General features: G+C 38.1%; 24 protein-coding genes and 3 tRNA genes. 2 read left to right on the top strand and 25 right to left on the bottom strand.

Translation table 11 applies throughout. The features are described from left to right. Position 1: 1 nt before the first annotated feature. From recA to K9L86_03685, 25 genes are all read right to left on the bottom strand, one after another. Entirely contained in the window at positions 2-1,006 is a 1,005-nt protein-coding gene (gene recA, locus K9L86_03805) for a recombinase RecA (protein ID MCF7907980.1), read from the bottom strand. Positions 1,007-1,075: 69 nt separating this feature from the next. Further along, positions 1,076-1,690, bottom strand: a complete 615-nt coding sequence (gene plsY / locus K9L86_03800) for a glycerol-3-phosphate 1-O-acyltransferase PlsY (protein ID MCF7907979.1) — start codon at positions 1,688-1,690, stop codon at positions 1,076-1,078. Next, entirely contained in the window at positions 1,678-2,223 is a 546-nt protein-coding gene (locus tag K9L86_03795; protein MCF7907978.1) for a CDP-alcohol phosphatidyltransferase family protein, read from the bottom strand. Before K9L86_03795 ends, plsY begins: the two co-directional genes overlap by 13 nt. Positions 2,224-2,239: 16 nt before the next feature. Further along, complete coding sequence (locus K9L86_03790; GenBank protein MCF7907977.1) at positions 2,240-2,545, bottom strand: hypothetical protein; 306 nt, start codon at positions 2,543-2,545, stop codon at positions 2,240-2,242. Between the two features lie 15 nt (positions 2,546-2,560). Next, entirely contained in the window at positions 2,561-3,127 is a 567-nt protein-coding gene (gene lepB / locus K9L86_03785) for a signal peptidase I (GenBank protein MCF7907976.1), read from the bottom strand. A gap of 1 nt (position 3,128) precedes the next feature. Beyond that, the gene (lepA, locus tag K9L86_03780) at positions 3,129-4,925 is read right to left on the bottom strand and encodes a translation elongation factor 4 (protein ID MCF7907975.1); all 1,797 of its coding nucleotides are present in this window, start codon (positions 4,923-4,925) and stop codon (positions 3,129-3,131) included. Positions 4,926-4,939: 14 nt separating this feature from the next. Next, positions 4,940-5,584 carry a (d)CMP kinase gene (gene cmk / locus K9L86_03775; protein MCF7907974.1) on the bottom strand — a complete coding sequence of 215 codons (645 nt, stop codon included), beginning with the start codon at positions 5,582-5,584 and terminating at the stop codon, positions 4,940-4,942. Continuing rightward, positions 5,581-6,423: a prephenate dehydrogenase gene (locus K9L86_03770; protein ID MCF7907973.1), complete on the bottom strand. Its 843-nt coding sequence runs from the start codon at positions 6,421-6,423 to the stop codon at positions 5,581-5,583. Before K9L86_03770 ends, cmk begins: the two co-directional genes overlap by 4 nt. Positions 6,424-6,430: 7 nt before the next feature. Next, positions 6,431-7,447, bottom strand: coding sequence for a 3-deoxy-7-phosphoheptulonate synthase (gene aroF / locus K9L86_03765; protein ID MCF7907972.1), 1,017 nt, complete (start codon positions 7,445-7,447; stop codon positions 6,431-6,433). A 3-nt stretch (positions 7,448-7,450) separates the two neighbouring features. Then, a complete protein-coding gene (gene hisC / locus K9L86_03760) occupies positions 7,451-8,542 on the bottom strand; it encodes a histidinol-phosphate transaminase (protein MCF7907971.1) in 1,092 nt (363 codons plus the stop codon). Between the two features lie 28 nt (positions 8,543-8,570). Further along, a complete protein-coding gene (locus tag K9L86_03755; GenBank protein MCF7907970.1) occupies positions 8,571-9,164 on the bottom strand; it encodes a type II secretion system protein GspG in 594 nt (197 codons plus the stop codon). Further along, on the bottom strand, positions 9,154-10,212 hold the full coding sequence (gene pheA, locus K9L86_03750) for a prephenate dehydratase (GenBank protein ID MCF7907969.1): 1,059 nt from the start codon (positions 10,210-10,212) through the stop codon (positions 9,154-9,156). The genes K9L86_03755 and pheA overlap by 11 nt, the downstream gene beginning before the upstream one ends. Positions 10,213-10,236: 24 nt before the next feature. Then, positions 10,237-10,968 carry a nucleotidyltransferase family protein gene (locus K9L86_03745; GenBank protein MCF7907968.1) on the bottom strand — a complete coding sequence of 244 codons (732 nt, stop codon included), beginning with the start codon at positions 10,966-10,968 and terminating at the stop codon, positions 10,237-10,239. Between the two features lie 3 nt (positions 10,969-10,971). Further along, positions 10,972-12,729: a phosphoenolpyruvate--protein phosphotransferase gene (gene ptsP, locus K9L86_03740; protein MCF7907967.1), complete on the bottom strand. Its 1,758-nt coding sequence runs from the start codon at positions 12,727-12,729 to the stop codon at positions 10,972-10,974. Further along, positions 12,722-12,988, bottom strand: a complete 267-nt coding sequence (locus K9L86_03735; GenBank protein MCF7907966.1) for an HPr family phosphocarrier protein — start codon at positions 12,986-12,988, stop codon at positions 12,722-12,724. Before K9L86_03735 ends, ptsP begins: the two co-directional genes overlap by 8 nt. Beyond that, positions 12,964-14,226, bottom strand: a complete 1,263-nt coding sequence (locus tag K9L86_03730) for a YvcK family protein (protein ID MCF7907965.1) — start codon at positions 14,224-14,226, stop codon at positions 12,964-12,966. Before K9L86_03730 ends, K9L86_03735 begins: the two co-directional genes overlap by 25 nt. A gap of 27 nt (positions 14,227-14,253) precedes the next feature. Further along, positions 14,254-14,724 carry a PTS sugar transporter subunit IIA gene (locus tag K9L86_03725; protein ID MCF7907964.1) on the bottom strand — a complete coding sequence of 157 codons (471 nt, stop codon included), beginning with the start codon at positions 14,722-14,724 and terminating at the stop codon, positions 14,254-14,256. 24 nt (positions 14,725-14,748) lie between these two features. Continuing rightward, a tRNA-Gly gene (locus tag K9L86_03720) sits at positions 14,749-14,822 on the bottom strand. Positions 14,823-14,835: 13 nt separating this feature from the next. After that, positions 14,836-14,917: transfer RNA gene (locus K9L86_03715), tRNA-Leu, on the bottom strand. An 8-nt stretch (positions 14,918-14,925) separates the two neighbouring features. Continuing rightward, a tRNA-Lys gene (locus tag K9L86_03710) sits at positions 14,926-14,998 on the bottom strand. A gap of 4 nt (positions 14,999-15,002) precedes the next feature. After that, positions 15,003-15,560: a ribosome recycling factor gene (gene frr / locus K9L86_03705; protein MCF7907963.1), complete on the bottom strand. Its 558-nt coding sequence runs from the start codon at positions 15,558-15,560 to the stop codon at positions 15,003-15,005. 15 nt (positions 15,561-15,575) lie between these two features. Then, positions 15,576-16,289, bottom strand: a complete 714-nt coding sequence (gene pyrH / locus K9L86_03700) for a UMP kinase (protein MCF7907962.1) — start codon at positions 16,287-16,289, stop codon at positions 15,576-15,578. A 19-nt stretch (positions 16,290-16,308) separates the two neighbouring features. Beyond that, complete coding sequence (tsf, locus tag K9L86_03695) at positions 16,309-16,833, bottom strand: elongation factor Ts (GenBank protein ID MCF7907961.1); 525 nt, start codon at positions 16,831-16,833, stop codon at positions 16,309-16,311. Between the two features lie 42 nt (positions 16,834-16,875). Then, positions 16,876-17,694 carry a 30S ribosomal protein S2 gene (rpsB, locus tag K9L86_03690; protein ID MCF7907960.1) on the bottom strand — a complete coding sequence of 273 codons (819 nt, stop codon included), beginning with the start codon at positions 17,692-17,694 and terminating at the stop codon, positions 16,876-16,878. A 168-nt stretch (positions 17,695-17,862) separates the two neighbouring features. Beyond that, positions 17,863-19,656, bottom strand: coding sequence for an ABC transporter ATP-binding protein/permease (locus tag K9L86_03685; protein MCF7907959.1), 1,794 nt, complete (start codon positions 19,654-19,656; stop codon positions 17,863-17,865). A gap of 58 nt (positions 19,657-19,714) precedes the next feature. Between K9L86_03685 and K9L86_03680 the strand changes: the two genes are divergently transcribed. Together K9L86_03680 and lpxB are read left to right on the top strand one after the other, a co-directional pair. After that, positions 19,715-20,614: a Gfo/Idh/MocA family oxidoreductase gene (locus K9L86_03680; protein MCF7907958.1), complete on the top strand. Its 900-nt coding sequence runs from the start codon at positions 19,715-19,717 to the stop codon at positions 20,612-20,614. A 3-nt stretch (positions 20,615-20,617) separates the two neighbouring features. Beyond that, a complete protein-coding gene (gene lpxB, locus K9L86_03675; protein ID MCF7907957.1) occupies positions 20,618-21,718 on the top strand; it encodes a lipid-A-disaccharide synthase in 1,101 nt (366 codons plus the stop codon). The last annotated feature ends 6 nt before the right edge of the window (positions 21,719-21,724 follow it).

Genomic DNA, 21,724 nt, shown 5'->3' with positions numbered 1-21,724 from the left:
ATTAACTAGAAGCAGTTGTGCCTAAAGCTTCTTCTAGCTCGCGACGTAAGCTTTCATCTTCCTTTACTAAGGCTCTCAACTGCTCTTTACCTTGAGCTAAATTTTTATCTTTATAAGAAAACCAACTTCCGGCTTTCTTAATCAATCCTCCATCAATAGCAGCATCAATTAAGGCTCCGGCCTTAGATACTCCCTCGGTATACATAATTTCAAAAATTGCTTCCTTAAAAGGTGCGGCTACTTTATTCTTAACTATTTTAGCCCGAACCCTTATACCCATCGCACCCGAAGGTCCAGTAATAGTCGCAATTCTTCTTAAATCAATCCGCATTGAAGAGTAAAACTTCAAGGCCCTGCCTCCCGGAGTAACTTCTGGAGAACCAAACATAACTCCGATTTTCTCCCGCAACTGGTTAATAAACACAACACAAGATTTAGACTTACTTATCGCCGCGGTTAGTTTTCTTAAAGCCTGACTCATAAGACGGGCTTGAAGCGCAACTTGCGATTGACCCATCTGCCCTTCGATTTCGGCCTTAGGTACCAAGGCTGCTACTGAATCAACAACGATTAAATCAACCGCATTAGATCTTACTAAGGTTTCGACAATTTCCAAAGCCTGCTCTCCGGTATCCGGCTGCGAAATTAGAAGCTCGTCTAATTTTACACCGATTAAACGAGCATAGGCAGGATCAAAGGCATGCTCAGCATCGATAAAGGCTGCTACACCTGAATTGCCTTGGCCCTGGGCAATAATGCTTAGCGTAAGGGTAGTTTTACCGGAAGATTCTGGTCCGAATATTTCAACCACTCTCCCCCGTGGTAAGCCACCTACCCCAAAAGCCTTATCTAAAGAAATTATTCCCGAAGGAATAGACTCAATATCAAGATGAGTATCCTCGCCCATACGCATTATAGCTCCCTTGCCAAACTGTTTCTCAATCTGAGCAAGAGCTAATTCTAAAGCTTTCTTTTTGTTAGCAGAGTTATCTTTCTCTTTAACCATATCATCCTCCCTTTATATAATAATTAATATTTCAATTATACTCTTTGCCATATTTAGTGTCAAACAAATTCAAAAATGTAACTCTTTTTTAGCTAAAATGTTCTTTATATTCTTTCTGTGCCTTAGAACTATGAACAAAAAAAGCAATACCGAAAGAATCAAAAACTCCCAAGGTAATCCGATTGTAAAATAAAAAATAATTGAAAAAATTAAAAATGAAAAAGCACTGGCTAATGAGGCCAAAGATACCACCTTCGAAACAAAAAATACCACAATCCAAACAATAATTGAAATAACTAAAACCGGAATTAACACTGGGAATTTAACTGCTAGTCCGCAAATCGCACCAATACTGGTAGCAACCCCTTTTCCACCTTTAAACTTTAAAAAACAAGTCCAGTTGTGCCCGGACACTGCTAATAAAGCGGCAAAAATAAAAAGCAAAATCTTCGGGTCGTCAACTAACCGGGTCACAATTAAAGGACAAATAAACCCTTTTAAAAAATCTAAAATGAAAACTGCTATACCCCAAGGTTTACCTAAAACTCTGGTTACATTAGTCGCACCAATATTACCTGAGCCAAGAGTTCGAATGTCTACTTTTTTAACTAAGTAAACAGCTACAAACCCAAAAGGTATGCTGCCCACAAGGTAGCTAACTATTAAAAGAATTAATTGTTGCACTGTGCGGCTCTTACCCCTCTTATAAAGTAATCAATACCAGAAATCAAAGTAAAAATTACTGCTGTCAAAGAAACGAAAAAATAATAAGGAGCTCCTAACAAAATCCAAAGAATAGTGAACATCTGAAAGAAAGTGGTGAGTTTTCCCCAAATTGAAGGCGCAATAACCACCTCAATCTTAAGGAAGTGTAAAATTGCAAAGCCTAAAAATATAACAAAATCTCTGCTAATAACCACTAAAACTAACCACAAATACACATTAAGTTGTAAAGAGTTTGAAAGAAAGTAAAGGCTAATGAAAGATGTTAGAAGTAACAACTTATCAGCTAAGGGATCAATAATCTGCCCTAAGTCTGATTTCTCTTTCTTTATTCTCGCCACCAAGCCATCAAAAAAATCGCTAAGAATCGCTAAGATAAACACCACTATAGCTAGATATCGCAGAAAAGGATGGTAACGAGCGTAAATAAGCAGAGAAACAAATACCGGAATAAGGATAATTCTTATGGTAGATACTTTATCAGCTAAACTCATAGTTTATGGTTACCGTTTACTTATCAATATTCTTTAAAGTTGCCCCATCATAAGGACAATACTGAACCGAACCAGCAAACCTTCTACCGCAAGTAGGACAAAACTTATTATCTAATTTTTCTCCAACTATAGCCCCGCCAATACCCCCAACTGCTGCGCCAACTGCTGCACCAGCACCGGTTTTACCGGATTGATGCCCAATTATCGCCCCTAGACCTCCACCGACGACTGCCCCGGTAGCTGCCCCTTTCTGAGTTGTTGTGCATCCGGTAAAAACAAAAACTACTGACAACAATACCAAAGCTAACCCTTTTGAATTCATAGGATACCTCCTTAGTTACTCAATCATGGTTATCCGCCTAGGCGGCCACCAAATAAATATAGCCTTACCAACAACATCTTTTTTATCAACAAATCCCCAGTATCGGCTATCCAATGATGAAATACTATTGTCGCCGAGAAAAAAATACTGGTCTTCGGGAACAACTATAGGCTCTTCCTCTTTTGCATATTCTCCCTGATTATAATAATAATGTGTCATTTTCGAATCAACCACCATCTTCTCGTTAATATAGATATTCCCTCCCTTAATAACTACTTTATCCCCAGGTAGCCCAATCAATCTTTTAATATAGGCTTTCTTTCGATCATGTGGAGGTATAAACACTACCACTTCTCCCCTTTGCGGTTTAGCAAAACCTTTAATACGAAAAGGCGTAAATGGTACCTTAGGGCCATAGGTTAATTTGCTCACAAAAATCTTATCGCCAGGCATAAGGGTTGGAACCATAGAAGTCGTAGGGATCTTATAAATTTGAAAGAAAAAACTCCTGGCAAATATAGCTATCGCCCCAGCAACAACCAAAGCTTCAATCCACTCTCGTAACTGACTTTTTTTATTCATACTACATCTTTAATACTTCTAAAAAGGCATCGTTAGGAAAAGTAACATTACCCAACTGTTTCATCTTTTTCTTACCCTTTTTCTGTTTTTCCCAAAGTTTACGCTTACGGCTAATATCTCCTCCATAGCACTTAGCGGTAACGTTCTTCTTTAAAGCTGATATTCGACTGGAAGCAATTATTTTCGCCCCAATCGCTACCTGAACTTTCACCTCATACATCTGGCGAGGAATTAAATCCTTCAGGCGATCAGCTACCGAGCGAGCTTTAACGTCACACTTTTGTTTATGCACTAAAAAAGAAAAGGCTTCAGCTTTTTTCTGATTAAAAAGAATATCTAATTTTACGATTTCGGTTTTTCGATACCCAACAAACTCATAATCAAATGAAGCATACCCCTTAGTAAGAGACTTTATGTTATCATAAAAATCAATCACTATTTCCCCTAACGGTAAATCAAAAATAATATTTACTCGATCTCGACCGATATAATCCATTTTAACAAATTCACCGCGCCGGTTCTTTGCCAATTCGCATAAATCATCCATATTATCAGGAGGAGCGATTATTATAGCCCGAACATAAGGCTCCTGCATTTCCTCAATAACTCCCGGATCAGGAAACTGATGAGGAATATCTACATCCTCAAACTCCTTGGCACCTCTACGCTTTATTCTATAGCGGACGCTAGGTGAAGTAAGTATCAAGTCAAGATTATACTCACGCTCTAAGCGCTCCTGAACTATTTCCATATGAAGAAGGCCTAGAAAACCACATCTAAAACCGTGCCCGAGATTACCCAAGTTATCAGGCTCATAAACAAAAGATGGATCAGAAAGCTTTAACTTCTCCATTGCCCGACGTAAGGCCGGATAATCTTTAGGCGATGAAGGGAAAATTCCCGAAAAGACCATTGGCGGTAGCTTCTTGTAACCAGCGAAAGCTTCTTTTGTAGGATTTTTAGCGCTAGTTACCGTATCGCCGACATCGATCTCCTGAGGATTTTTAATATTACAACAAATATAACCAACCTCACCACAAGAAAGACTGTCTCTTTTTTCAGCCTGAGGTAAAAATACCCCTACCTCCTCAACCTTGTAAGTTTTATTTTGGTGCATAAGAACGATTGAATCACCGCGGTAAATTTTACCGTCAAAAATTCTTAGGAAAAGAATAACCCCCCGATAAGAATCATAAGCTGAATCAAACAGAAGAGCCTTAAGCGGCTTATTGACATCACCAAAGGGCGGTGGTATTTCATTGATAACTCTAGCCAGTAATTCTTCCACACCTTTTCCGTCTTTAGCCGAAATTAAGGAAATTTCTTCCTCCTTAAAACCAAAAACTTCAAAAAGTTGGTTTATGCACCTTTTAGGATCAGCGCTTGGTAAATCTATTTTATTAAGAGCCGGCATAATTTTTAAGTCACTTTCTAAGGCTAGATGAAAATTGGCTACAGTCTGAGCTTCTATACCCTGAGAAGCATCTACCAAAATAATAGCCCCCTCACAACCTTTTAACGACTTAGCTACCTCATAGCTAAAATCAACATGCCCAGGAGTATCAACAAGATTCAAAATATATTCTTTGCCTTGCCAAGTTATATTCAATCTAACCGCTTTTGCCTTTATAGTAATTCCCCGTTCTCGCTCAAGCTCCATACTGTCAAGCATCTGCTCTTTAGTCTTGCTTCTTGCGAGAGCTCCGGACAAACCTAGAAATCTATCGGCAAGGGTAGACTTTCCATGATCGATGTGGGCAATAATACAAAAATTGCGGATGTTATTTTTTTCTTCCACGTAAACCTTAGAAGTTACTTCACTTGAATATGCTTTGCTATCTCCTCAACGGATTGCTCGATAGTTAAATTGCTGGTATCAATAAAAAAGGCATCAGGAGCTTTTTTTAAAGCTCCAACTTCTCTATTCTTATCAGCATAATCTCGTTTCTCTAAATCCTCCTGAACCTCAGAAAGCTCAATGCTTACTCCTTTAGTTTGCAGTTCTTTCGATCGCCTTTCAGCGCGAATGTTCGGGTCAGCATCAAGATAAAACTTGTATTCGGTATCCGGAAAAACAACTGTAGTAATATCGCGACCCTCTACGACAAAATCTCCTTTTTCAACGATTTTTCTCTGTAGCTCTACGATTACCTTTCGTACCTCGGGATGAGAAACTACCGCTGAGATAGACTTATCTATTTGCGGGGTCCTAATCTTCTCGCTAAGGTCAACACCGTCGAGATAAACTTCGCTCCCCTTTAAATCCAAATTGAGAATTTTAGCCAGCTCGGTTAAAGCCTCTTCGTCCCAAGCGCCAATTTTACGCTCTAAGGCAAGATAGGTTAAAACACGATAAATGGCTCCGGTATCAAGATAAGAAATACCTAATCTTTTAGCCAAAAGTCGAGCCACAGTAGTTTTGCCTGATCCGGCTGGCCCATCAATAGCAATAATCATATAATCTTTTTTTGTTTGTGATTTACCTTGGTGATTAACTTAACAATTAGCTCCCGATCGCCTTTTTTTAACAAAGCTTGATATTTTTTTAAAATTTTAATATAGCCTTTCAAATCCCTTACAATGTTGTCACTATTAGAAATAAAAATATCTGCCCAAACTAAAGCTGGCGAGTTAGCTATGCGAGTTAAATCTTTAAAACTGTTAGTAGAAAACTTCAAATAATCTTCAGAAATAAGCTCACTGAGCGAAAAAGAAATTAAATGCGGCAGGTGAGATATACCAGAAAGAACTTTATCGTGCTGACTAGCGCTAATAAAAACAACCCGACAGCCTAGCTTTTGCCAAAAATTCTTTACTGATTTAGCTGCCTTGGCTTTGGGCGAAGAAGTAATCAAGCAAACTGAACCTTGATAAAGATTTTCGTGGCTAAATTCAGCGCCACTCTTTTCACTTCCGGCTAAAGGATGGCAAGCAATGAAATCGATCGAACGCGGTAAATTCATTTTGGCCGATTTTTCGACTAACTGTTTTGTGCTTCCTAAATCGATAACCGTAGCCCCTTCTTTTAAAAAAGGAGAAACTTTTTTAAAGTAACTACAAATAACCTTAACCGGTAAAGCAAAAACTACTAGATCTGAATCAACCACCAGTTTAGCTAGATCTTTCTCAACCCGATCCAGCAAACTTAACCTTTTAAGCTTATTAAAAGACTTCTGACTGCGGGCAAACCCCCAAATCTTCGCATAAGGCAGCTTCTTCTTCAAAGCTAAAGCTAAAGATCCGCCCATAAATCCAACACCGATTATTGCTATTTTTTTAACTCTTTTCAAATCCATCTTCACCCTACATTTGTCTTTTTACTATTTTAGCTATATCCTTTAATTCATTCATCAAACTTGCAAAGTTCTCGGGCAATAACTGCTGTGGCCCATCGCTTAAAGCCTCTTGAGGATTAGGATGGACCTCAATTAATAAACCATCACAACCAGCTGCAATAGCAGCTTTACTTAACGGACCAACCAACCCCCACTTTCCGGCAGCATGAGACGGATCAACTACAATTGGTAGGTGTGATAGCAACTTTATTACTGGGACTGCGCTGATATCTAAAGTATTACGGGTAAAATCTTCAAAGGTGCGTATCCCCCGCTCACAAAGGATTACATTAAAATTTCCTTCGCTTAATATATATTCAGCACTCATCAAAAGCTCTTTTATCGTAGCATTCAGGCCGCGCTTTAAAATAACCGGCTTCTTGGTTTGGCCGACTTCCTTTAAAAGATTAAAATTCTGCATATTGCGAGCCCCGATTTGCAAACAATCACTGTACCTTGCAACTAGCTCGACATCGCGGGTGTCCATAACTTCAGTAGCTGTAGCTATTGAAAATTTATCCGATGCATCTTTTAGAATCTTTAAACCTTCCTGGCCTAAACCTTGAAAAGTATAAGGAGAGCTTCTAGGCTTAAAAGCGCCTCCCCTTAAAATTGAAGCTCCGGATTTTTTGACTTTCTTAGCAACCTCCATAAGCTGAGCTTCACTCTCTATGGAACAAGGACCAGCGATAACTGTTATTTTCTTACCGCCAACTTCAACGCCTCTTGCAATTTTTACTACTGTGTCATCTTTTTTAAACTCTCGAGATACAAGCTTATAGGGCGCCAAGACCGGCATTACTTTTTCAACACCGGGAAAAACCTCTAAAGGATGCAAACGAATTATGTCTTCCGGACCGATGACTCCGACAATAGTTCGTTCAGTACCTTTGGAAATCATTGCCTTCAATCCTAATTTTTCAATTCGGCTGATTAAATTTGAAACTTCCTGTTCAGTTGCGCCTTTTTTAAATACAATAATCATAGTTTATCCTTTAATTTTGGCTAAATAAGCCTTTAAACAACTTATAAATTTTCTATTTTCCTTAGCTAGGCCCACAGTCACTCGAAAGTAACGCGACAAGCCCCAACCCTTAAGTTCACGAACAATAACGCCATTTTTCAACAAATAATCATAAAGCCCCTTAGTGCTCTTCTTAAAATCAACCACTACAAAATTAGTCGCGCTCTCAACGAATGAAAGTTTGCATTTTTTTAATTCTCGATAAAAATAGCTCTTTTCATTATTTACATAGCTTACTGCCTTTTTTAAAAAACTGTTGTTTCCTAAAGCGGCAACGGCCGCTACTTGAGCAAAGCGATTAATATTAAACGGCTCCCTAATTTTATTTAAAATACCGGCTATCTCTTTAGTAGTAACTCCATAACCAATACGCAAGCCAGCCAAGCCATAGGCCTTAGAAAATGTTCTAGTTACAATGATATTGCCTCTTTTCTTTAAAAAAGCCAAACTTTTAGGAAAATTCTTTGGTGCAAATTCAAAGTAAGCCTCATCAAAAAAAACTAATATCGACTTAGGAATTTTAGCTAAAAAATTATTAATTTCTCGCTGAGTCAAATAGGTTCCGGTAGGATTATCAGGATTAGCAATAAAAATAATCTTTGTCTTCTTATTTACCTTCTTTGCTATTTCCTCTAAATCGTAACGCAAGCCGCTGGAAGGAACTCTAATAACTTTAGCACCGGCTATTTTTGCTTGAATTTCATAAATCAAAAAGGTCGGATAAGACACTATAACCTGGTCACCCTTTTCAACAAAGGCCTTAAGTGCCAGAACAATCAACTCGTCAGATCCGTTACCAAAAACTAGCTGTTCTTCGTTAACTTTTAGTTTTTTAGCTAATTTTTGCCTCAGGTAAAATGAACCACTTTCTGGATAACGATTAATGTTCTTAATCTCAGCCAAAACAGCTTTTTTTATATAGGTCGGTTCAAAAGGAATCTCGTTAGAAGCCAGTTTATAGACCTCACCCAATCCCAAAGCTCTTTTTACTTCTTCGATTGGTTTTCCCGGCTTATAGTTATCGATCTTTTTTAATTCTTTACGATATGTCCCCATAAAGTTTTAGTTAGGCTTTTAATGGCCTTCATCTAACTAGTAGATAGTCAAAATACAAATCGCTAGCCATCTGAAGTTTTCCGGTATCCAAATCTCCGTCATCAAGAATCTCATCTATCCTTTGTCGAACATGTTCTGGCAAGGCTGTAGAATTGCCTGTAGGAGTAACGAAGGCATTCTTGCGAATTGAAACAAAATGACTTTCAGCTATCCCATCTGCATCCCAATCACTCAAATAATAATAACAAACAAAATCCATACCCCAATTGGCTTTTGGCCAACCTTCCAAATAAGGTCCATCCCAACCTGAGGCACCATCATTGTTGATATACCCTTCGCCATTGCTGGTGTCCCAATTGGGTGGATTCCAAACTGCGCCCTCCCAAGGCCACTTTCCAACATCAGCATAATAAGCCTGAGTCGCAGTTTTAAAAGATTTAAAATCCTGAACTGTGGCAGATATTTTAGCTTTCTCAATTGCTCGAAAAGCATTCGGTGCAATGATCGCCGCTAAAATGGCAATGATTGCGATGACTACAATTAATTCAATTAAAGTAAAGCTTTTTTTGATTTTTATCTCCTTAATATTTTTTAACGCCTCAACTAACAGGCTAATTTTCACAGGGGTAAGAACCAAGAAGTTTAACAAAGGAACATTGTTTCTCTAATTTCTTCAAAGACTTCTTAACCAAAGCAGAGCTCTTGTGTCCTTGAAAATCGACAAAGAAATAGTACTCCCAGGCTTTTTTCTTAGAAGGCCGAGACTCTATTTTAGTAAGATTTAAGCCCGAAGCCTTAAACGATGACAAAATATCATGCAAAGCCCCTACTTTATCTTTAGTTGAAAACAAAATAGAGGTCTTATCTTTACCAGAAGGTGGACTATCATTTTTAGCAATTACCAAAAATCTTGTGTAATTGTTTGATGAGTCTTGAATTGAAGAAGCTATTATTCTCAAACCATAAAGATTGGCCAAAATTTTATTCCCGATACAAGCACCATTTTTATCTTTTTTAGCTTCTTTAGCCGCTTTAGCCGTCGATGAAACTGGAACTAACTCAACATCCTTTAAGGAAGCAGCTATCCAGTTTCGACACTGAGCAAATACTTCAGGATTAGAGTAAACCCGTTTTATACTCTCAGACCCTTTAGCTAAGAGGGCGTGCGAAATATTCATAGTTATCTCAGCGCAAATGTTTAACGATGAGCCAAAAAACATATCCAAAGTATAGTTAATTACCCCTTCGGTAGAGTTCTCAACCGGAACAACTCCGTATTGCGCTTGGTCTCTGTCGACGGCATCAAAAACATCACTAATACTTGCTACCGGAAGATAGTCCGGTCTTTTGCCGAATTTCTTTATTGCCGCAAGATGAGTAAAAGTGCCTTGAGGCCCTAAGTAGGCAATCTCCAAATTGGCCTTCTGAGAACGACAGGCTGATAAAACTTCCCGAAAAACATTTTCAATATCTTCTCCACGCAAAGGCCCCTGGCTTAGCTTTTTAAGAGACTCAAGCATGCTAGCCTCTCTTTCCGGAGAATAAAGAGATAATTTCTTTTTCTTCTTAAGAAGGCTTATTTTTATTACTTCCTGAGCCCGCTGGTTAAGCAACTCGACTATTCTTTTGTCTATCTTATCAATTTTTCCTCTCATCTGTTTTAACTGCATACTAATCCTCCATAAATCTAAATCTTATTTAAATGCTTTTTCGGCTAACTTTAAAGAATCAATATGTCCAATATCAATCCACTTGCCTTTTAAGATATAACCGAAAACCTTAGCCGTCCTAACAAGCCAAGCAATATAGCGCCCGGAAGCATCAACACTTCTATGACCCTTAACAAATGTATTTAGTAACCCTAGGGATTTCTTAGGAAAAAAATAAACACATGATGCCGCAAGGGTTGAGGCTGGTTTCTTTGGTTTCTCGGCAAATTTTACAATTCGTGACTTGGTGTTTAAACTAACTATGCCAAACCGGGTTGCCTCTTTTTTTGATTTCAGATCGTAAAGGCCAATTGATGGATTAGATTCTTTATCTAAAGCAAAATCCAAGAAACTGGTCAAACTATCCTCAAATAAATTATCTCCACCAAGTATCAACCAATCACACTTTTCTTTACCCATTGCAAATCTCATATCTTTTATTGCACCTAGACGATCATCAGGGCTAGTTGAACCATCATTGACAATCTTTACTTTTATTTTATATCTTTTCTCCCAGGCTAAAAAATCTTTATAAAACTTATCATTAACTACAACTCGTACCTCATCAATCGGAAAGCTCTTTTTTAAAATAGCTATCTTATCAATCAAAAAATTAAGCATCGGCTTTTTATTCACCAGCAATAACGGTTTAGCAATATGATAAGTTAAAGGATAAAGTCTGGTTCCATAACCGGCGGCAAGAATTATTACTTTCATAGTTTAAACCATTAAAATATGGTTAAATTTATCTTTTAAAATCTTCTTTAGCTCGCCCTGAAAATACTTTTCAACTTCCTTGGCGGTTAAAATATTTAAAGCCTTGACGGCAATCTTTTGAGCGTCAGAAAATTTAACGTTAGAGATTAACTCTTTTATTTTAGGAATCTGAGGCGGAGACATACTAAACTTATCAAGCCCTAAACCTAAAAGTAAAAATGAAAAAATAGGCTCACCACTCATTTCCCCGCACATGCCTGCCCAAATCTTATTTTTATGAGCCGCATCGATAACCTGTTTTATAAGTTTCAATACTGCCGGGTGCCCCGGTTCATAAAGATAAGCAACCTTTTCGTTTCCCCGATCAACGGCTAAAGAATATTGAATCAAATCATTAGTTCCAATACTAAAAAAATCACTCTCTTTAGCTAAGGCATCAGCCGTTAAAGCTGCCGAAGGAACTTCAATCATCGTGCCAACTGCCAATTTTTCATCAAAATGTTTGTTTTCTTTACGTAGTTCACCTTTACACTCATTAAGAATAGCTTTGGCCGCCCTGAGTTCCTCTACCCCCGAAATCATCGGAAACATTACATTTACGTTTTTCTCAACCGAAGCTCTCAAAATTGCCCGTAGCTGAGCTTTAAACACTTCTGGTCGGGCTAAACAAAACCTAATTGCCCGCCAACCTAAAAAAGGACTCATCTCATGGGGAACTTCTGGTCGAGAAAGAAACTTATCCCCACCAATATCAATAGTCCTAAAAACTACTGTATTTGGCTTAACCTTTTTAGCTACTAACCGATAAGCCTCATATTGCTCTTCCTCGGAAGGTAAATCCCTCCGGCCCAGAAAAATATACTCTGTCCGATAAAGACCAATACCCTCTGCTCCGTATTGTTTAACTAAAGATAATTCTTCAGGTAACTCAATATTAGCTGAAATAATAACTTCTTTACCATCCTTGGTTGTTGCCTTTAAAGCCTTGGGAATATGGATAGCTTTAATTTCTTTATCATAAAGGGTTGACTTTTTTTCATATTCTTTAAGAACCTTATCAGTCGGGTTGACTATAACTTCGCCAGTTGACCCATCAACTATAATTTTATCTCCAGACTTAATATTATCAGTAGCTGTTTCGAGACCAACGACTGCCGGAATTCTTAAGGTACGAGCAATAATCGCAGTATGTGATGTCCTACCTCCGATATCAGTAACAAACCCAAGAACATTTTCTTTTGGCAAAGACGCAGTTTGAGAAGGGCCAAGATCATGAGCAACAACAACTACCTTTTCTTTTAAATTACTTAAAGTAGTTGCCTTTTCCTTCAACATTGTCCGTAAAACTCTGCGGGCAATATCTTCGATATCGACAACTCTTTCTCTTAAGTATTCATCGTTCAAATGTAAAAGCGTATCAACATACTTCTTTACACTTTGAGAAAACGCGTACTCTACGTTAACTTTATTATTTTTAATTTGTTTAATAATATCTTCGATAAGCATCCTGTCTTCAAGAACCAAAAAATGAGCTTCGAATATCCTTCCGTGATCAAAGCCAATGTCTTGAGAAATCTTCTTTTGAAGGTCCGAAATTTGCCGACGAGTTTCAATCAAAGCCTCTTCCAAACGATAGATCTCGCGAGAAATCTCATCATGAGCAATTTTTCTCCTAGGAATCGAAAGCTCATCCTTTCTCAAGGTTAGAACTGTTCCGATCCCAACTCCGCCACTAACAGCAATGCCTTTTAATTTAATCATTTTCAGCCTCTAAAAATTTTTTGAGTTCGTCCATAGCCTCTTGGGAATCACCACCCTCAACAACTAAAGCCACTTCTGCCCCCTTGCTTACCCCTAAACTTAAAATAGCGATTATTGACTTACCGTCTACCGCTTCGCCATCCTTGACAACCTTAACGGAAGAATTAAACTTATTGGCTAACTGGACAAAAATAGTTGCTGGCCGTGCATGTAAACCATGCTCTTTATTTACTATTATTTTCTTTTCCAAACTTTCCATCGTCGCTTCCGATAGTTATAAATATTTATAATTTCCTTAGACACTCTTTCTGAATCATGCCTTAAATAATTGCTTCTACTAACAACATTGGCCTCAAATATTCCCACGCCTTTCTTTTTAAAACGCTCACGATCAAAGATAACCGGAAAAGACTTCTCCTGAGCATATTTAACTAAAAGACGATGTTCAAGACGTCCCGAATTCACCAAACAGCTATTAATCACATTTTTCTTAGTGTGTGAAACAATTGTATTGAAATGATCAAAAGCTGTAAAACCATCAGTTTCGCCATTTTGAGTCATAACATTACAAATATACAACTTCATAACATCGCGCTTCGAAATCTCATCTTTAATCTGACCAATCAAAAGATTTGGAATAACGCTAGTGAATAGACTTCCCGGACCAAAAACTATTATTTCAGCCTCGCGGATTGCTTCAATTGCTTCGGGATTTGGCTTAGGGTCATCAGGAATAAGACAAATGTTCTTTATTGATCTTCCCTCGTCAGGAATCTTATCTTCTCCCTCTTTAGTTGTCCCATCACCGTATTCAGCCTTAAGACGAATCCGATCAAGGCTCGAAGGCAAAACCCTTCCCCGGATGGCTAAAACAATGCTTGATTCTTCTACAGCATCCTTAAAACTTCCGGTCACCTGAGTCATAGCCGTGATGAAAAGATTACCAAAGCTATGGCCTTTGATACCATCTCCTTCCTCAAAACGATATTGAAACAAATCACGCATCATCTGAGGAACCTCAGCCAAGGAAACAAGGCAGTTACGTATATCACCCGGTGGCAATATTCCAAATTCTTCACGCAATCGCCCCGAAGACCCTCCTTCATCAGCCACAGTAACGATTGCGGTTATATTCGCGGTGTATTTCTTTAAGCCTTCAAGGATGGTTGACAAGCCAGTTCCTCCACCAATAGCTACAATTTTTGGTCCCTTGGAAAGAAATCGTTTTTCGTAAATTATATCAATCAGTTCTTTATTCTTCCCAGGATAAATGGCTTCAAAAAAACTCTCAATCAATGATTTTACCCCAGCAATAAAACCGGCGAAAGAAAATACAAATAAAACCAAATCGAATATTCGCAAAACCGGATCAACATCATAGATAAAACGAACCGTAGAAAAAATCACGAAAAAACTACTTAAAACTAATAATCCTACCCACCGCTTTATCCGCAAGCCTGGGTATAACCAACGTATAACTTTTATAAATTTTTTCATACTTTTTTACTTTAAAAAGATTTTCCTCTAACCAATCGCTTGCTGTTGCTGACGCAACAACGCTATGACTTCAGTCTGACTTTTTGCGTTCTTCAATCTCTGAACGAGATATTTATCCCGCAACATTCGTGCCAAGAAAGCCAACATTTTAAGATGTAAACCCGCTTCACTCTGGTTCGATAAAAGTAAAGCAATAATGCTAACTGGTTCTTGGTCTAAAGAATCAAAATCAACCCCTTCTTTAGATACTCCTACGCAGATGATAATATCTTTAACCGAATTCACTCGAGCGTGGGGAAATGCTATGTGGTTTCCAATCGCGGTAGAGCCCATTTCTTCTCGACGAAATATGGCCCGGGCAATAGTTTTTTTGTCATCCTTGGTTATCTTCTTTTTTTGAACAAGATAATCAAGCATAGACGAAACAGCAGCCTTTTTATTTTTGGCTTTTAAACCTAAAATAATGCTTTCTGAATCTAAATAATCTAAAACGTTCATTATTGAATTTTAAACTAAAAAAACAGCGGAGGAAGGGAATCGAACCCTCAACCTTCACGTTGGCAACGTGACGCTCTAGCCGATTGAGCTACCCCCGCGAAAAACTACAAATGCCGCGGGGGAGAGTCGAACTCCCACCCCTTACGAGACATGGTCCTAAGCCATGCGCGTCTGCCAGTTCCGCCACCGCGGCGTAACAAGTGAGCCGCCCCAGGGTCGAACTGGGGACAGCCGCCTTAAAAGGGCGGTGCTCTACCAACTGAGCTAGCGGCCCATAGTTAAAATTCTTTCAATTCTTTTTCTTTCTCTTCTAAAATAACTTCTAAATCTTTTATCGATTTATCGGTCAGCTTCTGAAGGTCTTCCTCAGACTTAAATCGTTCATCTTCAGAAATCTTTTTATCTTTTTCGAGTTGTTTTATCCTCTCTTTACCATCTCTTCTCACAGTTCTAATCGACACCTTACCTTCCTCAACAACTTTCTTCACTATCTTTATTAATTCCTCCCGCCTTTCTTCACTTAGAGGGGGGACAATTAAACGGATAATCTTTCCGTCATTCACCGGGGTAATACCTAACTCTGATTGCAATATTGCTTTCTCAATCTCTTTCAAAGATGTCGGGTCATAAGCATGTATAACTACCATCCTGGCCTCAGGAACACCAATAGTGGCTATTTCTTTTAGTAAGGTTGGCGTTCCATAATAATTAACCCTTACCCCTTCGACCATCTTCGGATTTGCCCGCCCTGAACGGAGCTCAGACAACTCTCGTTTAGTTGCTTCAATCCCCTTCTTCATAGTTGCCTCTATTTCACTAAGAACTTGTTTTGCAATCATATCTGCCTCCGCTTAAGTAATTAGAGTTCCTAAATCGCTACCACAAACTACTTTTTTTAAATTATCTTTCTTTAAAAAATTGAAAACAATTATCGGTAACTTATTTTCCATACATAAAGTAACTGCTGTTGAGTCCATTATTTTTAACTCTTTACTGATCACTTCCATATATTTCAAGTTCTTAAACATTTTGGCTTTTTTGTTTTTAAAAGGATCCGATGAATATACGCCATCTACCTTAGTTGCCTTAAACAATACATCAACGCCAATTTCAACTCCCTTTAAAGCTGCTGCCGTATCAGTGGTAAAATAAGGATTGCCAGTGCCGGCAACAAATATTACTACCCTCTTTTTCTCTAGGTGTCTAACGGCGCGCCTGCGAATATAAGGCTCAGCAATTCTTTCCATTCCAATCGAAGTCATAACTCTAGTTGTAATGCCTTGATTCTCTAAAGCATTCTGAAGAGCTAAACCATTCAAGACAGTCGCCAACATTCCCATATAATCGGCAACGGTTCGCTGCATTTGAAACTCAGTAGATTTCGGCACCCCGCGAAAGATATTTCCACCACCAACCACCAAAGCTATCTCAGTGCCTAATTCTACTATCTCTTTAATCTGTTTAGCTAAAAGAGCGCAGACTGAACTATCGATTCCGTGTGAATATTTCCCTTGAAACGCCTCTCCACTTAGTTTAAGAAGAATTCTTTTATATTTAGCCTTCATCAATCAACCTAAAAAACCTCTAAGCTTCTTCTCCTAAAGAAAAACGAATAAACCTTTTGATTACAACATTCTCTCCAGTTTTTGATACTACCTCGTGAAGATATTGAGCAACTGAAAGCTTGCTATTCTTTATAAAGGACTGATCGATAAGGCAATGCTGTTTACAATATGCATCTTTATCTTCAATTGGTTCCAAAATTTCTTTAGGAATATCTTCTTTTTTTATGTACTCCGGACTAGCAGCAGCAATTTGCATTGCGATATCTTTGACAAAAGCCTTAAATACATCGGTTCGAGCAACAAAATCAGTTTCGCAATTTATCTCAACCAATACGCCAAGATTGCCTCCAAAATGAACATATGACTCTATGCGACCTTGGGTTGCACTTCGTGAACTCTTATTTTTTAAAGTTTGCACACCTTTATTCCTTAAAATCTCTAAAGCCTTACTAAAGTCACCCTTTGATTCCGATAAGGCTTTTTTGCAATCATTAATACCTAGAGAGGTCATATCTCTTAATTTTTTAATATCGGTTAGGCTCATCCTCGTCCTCCTTGAAGTTGTAGATATCCGCGAACTGGATCTCTATGCTTTTTTTTCGGTTTTTTTCTGATCTTCTTCTAACTTTTCCTCTTGGGACCCTTCGCTAGAAGCCTTATTTTCTTTGGCTGGGCTTTTTTTAGATTCCTCAGTTTTTACCTGTTTGGTTAAATCGGTTGCTGCCTTTTGTCCCTCATTAACCGCATCAACCAAACAAGAAACTATATACTTTACCGATTTTATTGAATCGTCATTACCCGGTATCGGATAATCGATCATTTCCGGATCAGCATCAGTGTCAATCAAGGCAATAATCGGTATGGAAAGCTTACGGGCCTCTCTCACACAAGCCATCTCTTTTTTAGGATCAATGATGAAAACACAACCCGGTAGCCCATCCATTGTGGTAACCCCACTATAAACCTTTTCCATTCTCTCTATATCCCGGTTTAAGCGTACCACTTCCTTTTTCATCATTGTCTCAAACTTACCAGTGTCTCTTTTCTCAATAAGTTCTAAATACTTATTCACCCTAGTCCTTACTGTGGAAAAATTGGTAAGCAAACCACCAACCCAACGCTCTACCACATAAGGCATGCTACAAGAAGTCGCTAGCTGCCTCATTTCTCCACGTAGTTGCTTCTTAGTCCCTACGAACAGAATTTTCTCGCTCAGCTTCGCCTTCTCTTTTGCAAAATCTTTTGCTTCCTGTAACTTTAGAGCTGTTTTCTCTAAGTCAATAATATAGACATTCTTCTTCTTCCCGAAAATAAATCGCTTCATCTTGGGATTCCAATGCTTACTCAAATGGCCGAAGTGAACGCCACTTTCTAGTAAGTTTTTAATAAGATCGGGTAACGCCATTAGTTTCTTCCTCCTTACTTGAACTTAATATTTGTGAGCTTTTTTGCCTCATTGGGCAGTATTTTACCTTACCAGACAGCCAATTTCCTCCTCTTGACCGTTGGCAATCTTGACTCAAAGTATATCATACTTCTTAATATATTCAATATATATTATGCCCCGAAAGCTTTAGGCATTAAACTGCAAATCATGCAGCTTTTTATAAAGGGAATTGGTCTCGATAAGGTGGGCGTGCGTTCCTATTCCGACAATATTTCCCTTGTCTAAAACTACGATTTTATCGGCCTTTTGGACTGTAGAAAGTCGATGAGCAATAACAAAAGAAGTCTTCCCTTGCATTAAGGTGTAAAGGGCATCTTTTACCAACTGTTCTGAGGCTGAATCAAGATTGCTAGTGGCTTCGTCTAAGATTAATATCGGCGCATCTTTTAGAATAGCCCGGGCAATTGCCACTCTCTGCTTCTCACCACCAGAAAGCCTAAATCCTCTATCGCCGATAACTGTATCATATTTTTCCGGCAAGTTCATGATAAACTCATGGGCTGAGGCTTTTTTAGCTGCCTCTTCAATCTGTTGATTAGTAGTATCCTGATTTCCGTAAGCAATATTAGCTCTTATTGTATCGTTAAAAAGAATCATCTCTTGAGTAACCATACCGACAAGATTGCGCACAGATTTTAAACTTGCATCCTTTATATTTTTCCCGTCAAACAAAATACTCCCCTTATAAGGATCATAAAAACGAGGAATTAGATTTATCATGGTGGTTTTTCCGGCCCCCGAAGGGCCAACCACAGCTATCATCTCGCCTCTTTTAACCTCAAGGTTAGTGCCACTTAGAACATCTTCTGAAGAACCCTCATATTTAAACCAAACATCCTTAAAAACAATCTTATCTTTTAAAATCGGTATATCGATGGCACCAACTGAATCCTTAACTAAAACTTCAGTATCAAGTATCTCGTAAATACGCTTATTAGCAGCTAAACCCTGCTGAGTAGTAAAGTGAACTCCGGTTAACTTCTTTAGCGGCTGCATTAAAGACATAAGTGAACCCATGACCACGCTAAAGCCACCAAAGGAAATATTACCCCGAGCTACCTCCCTTCCCCAAATAGCTAGAATAACCGTTGTGGCTATTGCTCCAGCCATCTCAGAAATCGGAGTAGACAAAAGCATTCTTTTAGTTGCCTTCATCAAGTAGCTAAAATAACGCTGATTCTGCGCTTTAAATCTGCCTAGCTCATAATCTTCCATTGAAAAAGCCTTAACTATTCTCACTCCAGAAATAGTCTCAGAAAGCAATGAACTTATATCAGCCACTTTTTCCTGAGTCTGAGTTGATATTTTTTTAAGCCGCCTGCCAATTCTAGCTATTGGCATAACAATTAACGGTAGAAAAATAACCGTTATTAAGGCTACCTTTCCGCCAATAGCAAAAGCAAACCCGACATAAATAAGGAAACGAAACGATTCATGAATTAAATCTCTGAAAGCAAAAGAAATCGCATTATTAATACATCCAACGTCATTAGTAATCCGACTCATTAGCTCTCCGGTTCTCTGACGTGAGTAAAAAGCCAAAGAAAGTTCCTGAAGTTTCTGAAAAAGCTTATTCCTTACCTCTCTTACCGTACGATAGGCCACCGCATTCATTAAATAACCTTGAAGCCAGAAAAATATTCCTTTAACAAAGAAATAAGGCACAATAGAGATAACCAAGACCTTAAATAAGACGGCCGGATCAACAGCATTTAGCTTATCCACTAAACCTGAGAGAAATGGCGGCAAAGTAGTAGGAATTATTATCTGTTTACCGGTAAAAACAATATCAACTAAGGGTAAAATTGAAAGAATGGTTATTCCGTTTAAGGCCGCAGAAATTGCAGTCGCCAGCAAAGCAATACAAAAAATTCCCAGCTGTGGTCTTAAGAATTTTAGTAGTTTTAAGTAATTTTTCATAGCCAAAATTGTATCACATCAATTGACTTTTCACAAGCGATTTGATAAGATAGGTCCTATGTTAAAGGTAGGAGTCATCGGAATAGGCAAACTAGGCAGTATCCACCTGCGTATATATAAGGAAATCAAAGGGATAGCGAATATCTACCTTGTTGACACCAATGAAACTACGCTTAAAAATAACAACAATTGCCCCTCATTTAAAGACTATAAAGAACTAAAAGACAAGGTAGACTTAGTAAGTATTGCTACCCCCACTACCAGCCACTTTGAAATCGCCAAGTTCTTCTTAAATCATCGGATTCCAGTCTTAGTTGAAAAACCGCTAACTCAAAATTTAAAAGAAGCCGAAGAGCTAGTTAATCTATCGAGAAAAATGCGCACTCTTCTTTTTGTTGGCCATGTTGAGCGGTACAACAGCGCCTATCTAGCCGTGAAAGAATTTATTAAAAATCCCTTATTTATCGAATGTCATCGCCTAAACCCTTACCCCAACCGCTCACTGGACATCAGTGTAGTTTTAGATCTAATGATTCATGATTTAGACATAATTCTTGATTTGGTAAGAGATGAAGTAAAAAAAGTTCAAGCCAAAGGAGTAAAGGTTCTCTCGGCCTCCGATGATATCGCCAATGTGCGTCTTGAGTTTAAAAAAGGCTGTGTGGCTAATATCACTTCTTCAAGAATATCAGCCAAGCGAGAAAGAAAAATCAGAATTTTTATGTCAAACCTTTATGTATCTTTAGACTATGCCAATCAAGAAGTTGAAATCTATCAAAAGTTAGGTGAAAAAATAGTAAAGAAATCGCTGGGGATTAATAAGGAAGAGCCGTTAAAAAAAGAAATTTCTGAATTCATAAAATTAGTGAAAGCTAAAAAATATAAAACTGAATATGCCGAAAAAGCAAAAGATGCCCTCGGCCTTGCCTTAAAAATCCAAAGGAACATTGCAAAGTAAATAATGAACCCCGACGGAACAAGAAAAATTGTCATTATTGCCGGCGACACTTCAGGCGACCTCTATGGAGGCCTCCTAGCTAAAAAACTCAAAGAAAAGTACTCAAGCCTTGAAATCGATTCCTTCGGTGGGCCGGCGCTTGCTGAACACTCTCAACAAATAGTTAACCTTCTGGCGCATTCAGTAAGCGGACTGGTTGAGGTAATCTCTTCTCTGAAAGGTATCTTTGCTATCTTTAACCAAGCTTATGAGCACATAGAAAAAGTAAAGCCAGACTTAGTAATATTGATTGACTTTCCTGACTTCAATCTTCGATTGGCTAAAAAAATTAATAAAAAATACCCTGTCTTTTACTACGTAAGTCCTCAGGTTTGGGCTTGGAGAGAAAAAAGGGTAAACTTAATTAAAAAGTTTATCGACCAAATAATAGTAATCTTTAAGTTTGAAAAAGATTTTTATCAAACTAAAAATATTGATGCTCTTTACTTTGGTCACCCGCTTTTAGAAATTATTGAGAGACCTGAAAACTCAAAAACAAAAAATATAATTTCATTTATGCCTGGCTCACGCAAAAACGAAGTAAAAAAACATCTGCCAGTTATGAGTGAGGCTAAAAAAATTATCGAAAAACAACTCCCCGGGTATCAATTCCAAATAATAAAACCTGAGAGTTTAAGCCAAGAGTTCTATCGACAATTCTCACCGGATATGGACATAGTTAATCACTCATACCTTGCACTAGCTGAATCAAAATTTATCATTGCCTCTTCAGGTACAGCAACCGTAGAGATAGCCATCCTTGAAGTACCTTATTTAATAATTTATAAGGTTAATCCATTAACCTGGCATATTTTAAAAAAATTAGTGAAAACTAAATTTATCGGTATGGTTAATATCCTATCAAAAGAAAAGATAGTTGATGAACTATTACAAAACGAAGCTAGCTCAAACAAAATAGCTAAAGCTACTTTTAGCTATTTAACTAACGATCAGAAATGCAACCAATTAAAAGAAAAACTAAAAAAAGTAAAAGAAACCCTCTCTCCTTACGGAGCAAGCGAAAAATTTGCCGAGTATATTGGTAAATATTTAAAATTGAATTAGCACTTT

Source organism: Candidatus Omnitrophota bacterium, assembly GCA_021735655.1.
GTDB lineage: Bacteria > Omnitrophota > Gorgyraeia > Duberdicusellales > 4484-171 > JAHKAJ01.
The sequence above is the reverse complement of the archived record's forward strand: the minus strand, read 5'-3'. Positions and strand labels throughout refer to the sequence as shown.

What these genes read in the sequence shown, in the direction of transcription:
- recA (MCF7907980.1), bottom strand. Translation starts at nt 1,006, where the DNA reads ATGGTTAAAGAGAAAGATAACTCTGCTAACAAAAAGAAAGCTTTAGAA.
- K9L86_03795 (MCF7907978.1), bottom strand. Translation starts at nt 2,223, where the DNA reads ATGAGTTTAGCTGATAAAGTATCTACCATAAGAATTATCCTTATTCCG.
- K9L86_03790 (MCF7907977.1), bottom strand. Translation starts at nt 2,545, where the DNA reads ATGAATTCAAAAGGGTTAGCTTTGGTATTGTTGTCAGTAGTTTTTGTT.
- lepB (MCF7907976.1), bottom strand. Translation starts at nt 3,127, where the DNA reads ATGAATAAAAAAAGTCAGTTACGAGAGTGGATTGAAGCTTTGGTTGTT.
- cmk (MCF7907974.1), bottom strand. Translation starts at nt 5,584, where the DNA reads ATGATTATTGCTATTGATGGGCCAGCCGGATCAGGCAAAACTACTGTG.
- K9L86_03770 (MCF7907973.1), bottom strand. Translation starts at nt 6,423, where the DNA reads ATGGATTTGAAAAGAGTTAAAAAAATAGCAATAATCGGTGTTGGATTT.
- aroF (MCF7907972.1), bottom strand. Translation starts at nt 7,447, where the DNA reads ATGATTATTGTATTTAAAAAAGGCGCAACTGAACAGGAAGTTTCAAAT.
- hisC (MCF7907971.1), bottom strand. Translation starts at nt 8,542, where the DNA reads ATGGGGACATATCGTAAAGAATTAAAAAAGATCGATAACTATAAGCCG.
- pheA (MCF7907969.1), bottom strand. Translation starts at nt 10,212, where the DNA reads ATGCAGTTAAAACAGATGAGAGGAAAAATTGATAAGATAGACAAAAGA.
- K9L86_03745 (MCF7907968.1), bottom strand. Translation starts at nt 10,968, where the DNA reads ATGAAAGTAATAATTCTTGCCGCCGGTTATGGAACCAGACTTTATCCT.
- ptsP (MCF7907967.1), bottom strand. Translation starts at nt 12,729, where the DNA reads ATGATTAAATTAAAAGGCATTGCTGTTAGTGGCGGAGTTGGGATCGGA.
- K9L86_03735 (MCF7907966.1), bottom strand. Translation starts at nt 12,988, where the DNA reads ATGGAAAGTTTGGAAAAGAAAATAATAGTAAATAAAGAGCATGGTTTA.
- K9L86_03730 (MCF7907965.1), bottom strand. Translation starts at nt 14,226, where the DNA reads ATGAAAAAATTTATAAAAGTTATACGTTGGTTATACCCAGGCTTGCGG.
- K9L86_03725 (MCF7907964.1), bottom strand. Translation starts at nt 14,724, where the DNA reads ATGAACGTTTTAGATTATTTAGATTCAGAAAGCATTATTTTAGGTTTA.
- pyrH (MCF7907962.1), bottom strand. Translation starts at nt 16,289, where the DNA reads ATGAAGGCTAAATATAAAAGAATTCTTCTTAAACTAAGTGGAGAGGCG.
- tsf (MCF7907961.1), bottom strand. Translation starts at nt 16,833, where the DNA reads ATGAGCCTAACCGATATTAAAAAATTAAGAGATATGACCTCTCTAGGT.
- rpsB (MCF7907960.1), bottom strand. Translation starts at nt 17,694, where the DNA reads ATGGCGTTACCCGATCTTATTAAAAACTTACTAGAAAGTGGCGTTCAC.
- K9L86_03685 (MCF7907959.1), bottom strand. Translation starts at nt 19,656, where the DNA reads ATGAAAAATTACTTAAAACTACTAAAATTCTTAAGACCACAGCTGGGA.
- K9L86_03680 (MCF7907958.1), top strand. Translation starts at nt 19,715, where the DNA reads ATGTTAAAGGTAGGAGTCATCGGAATAGGCAAACTAGGCAGTATCCAC.
- lpxB (MCF7907957.1), top strand. Translation starts at nt 20,618, where the DNA reads ATGAACCCCGACGGAACAAGAAAAATTGTCATTATTGCCGGCGACACT.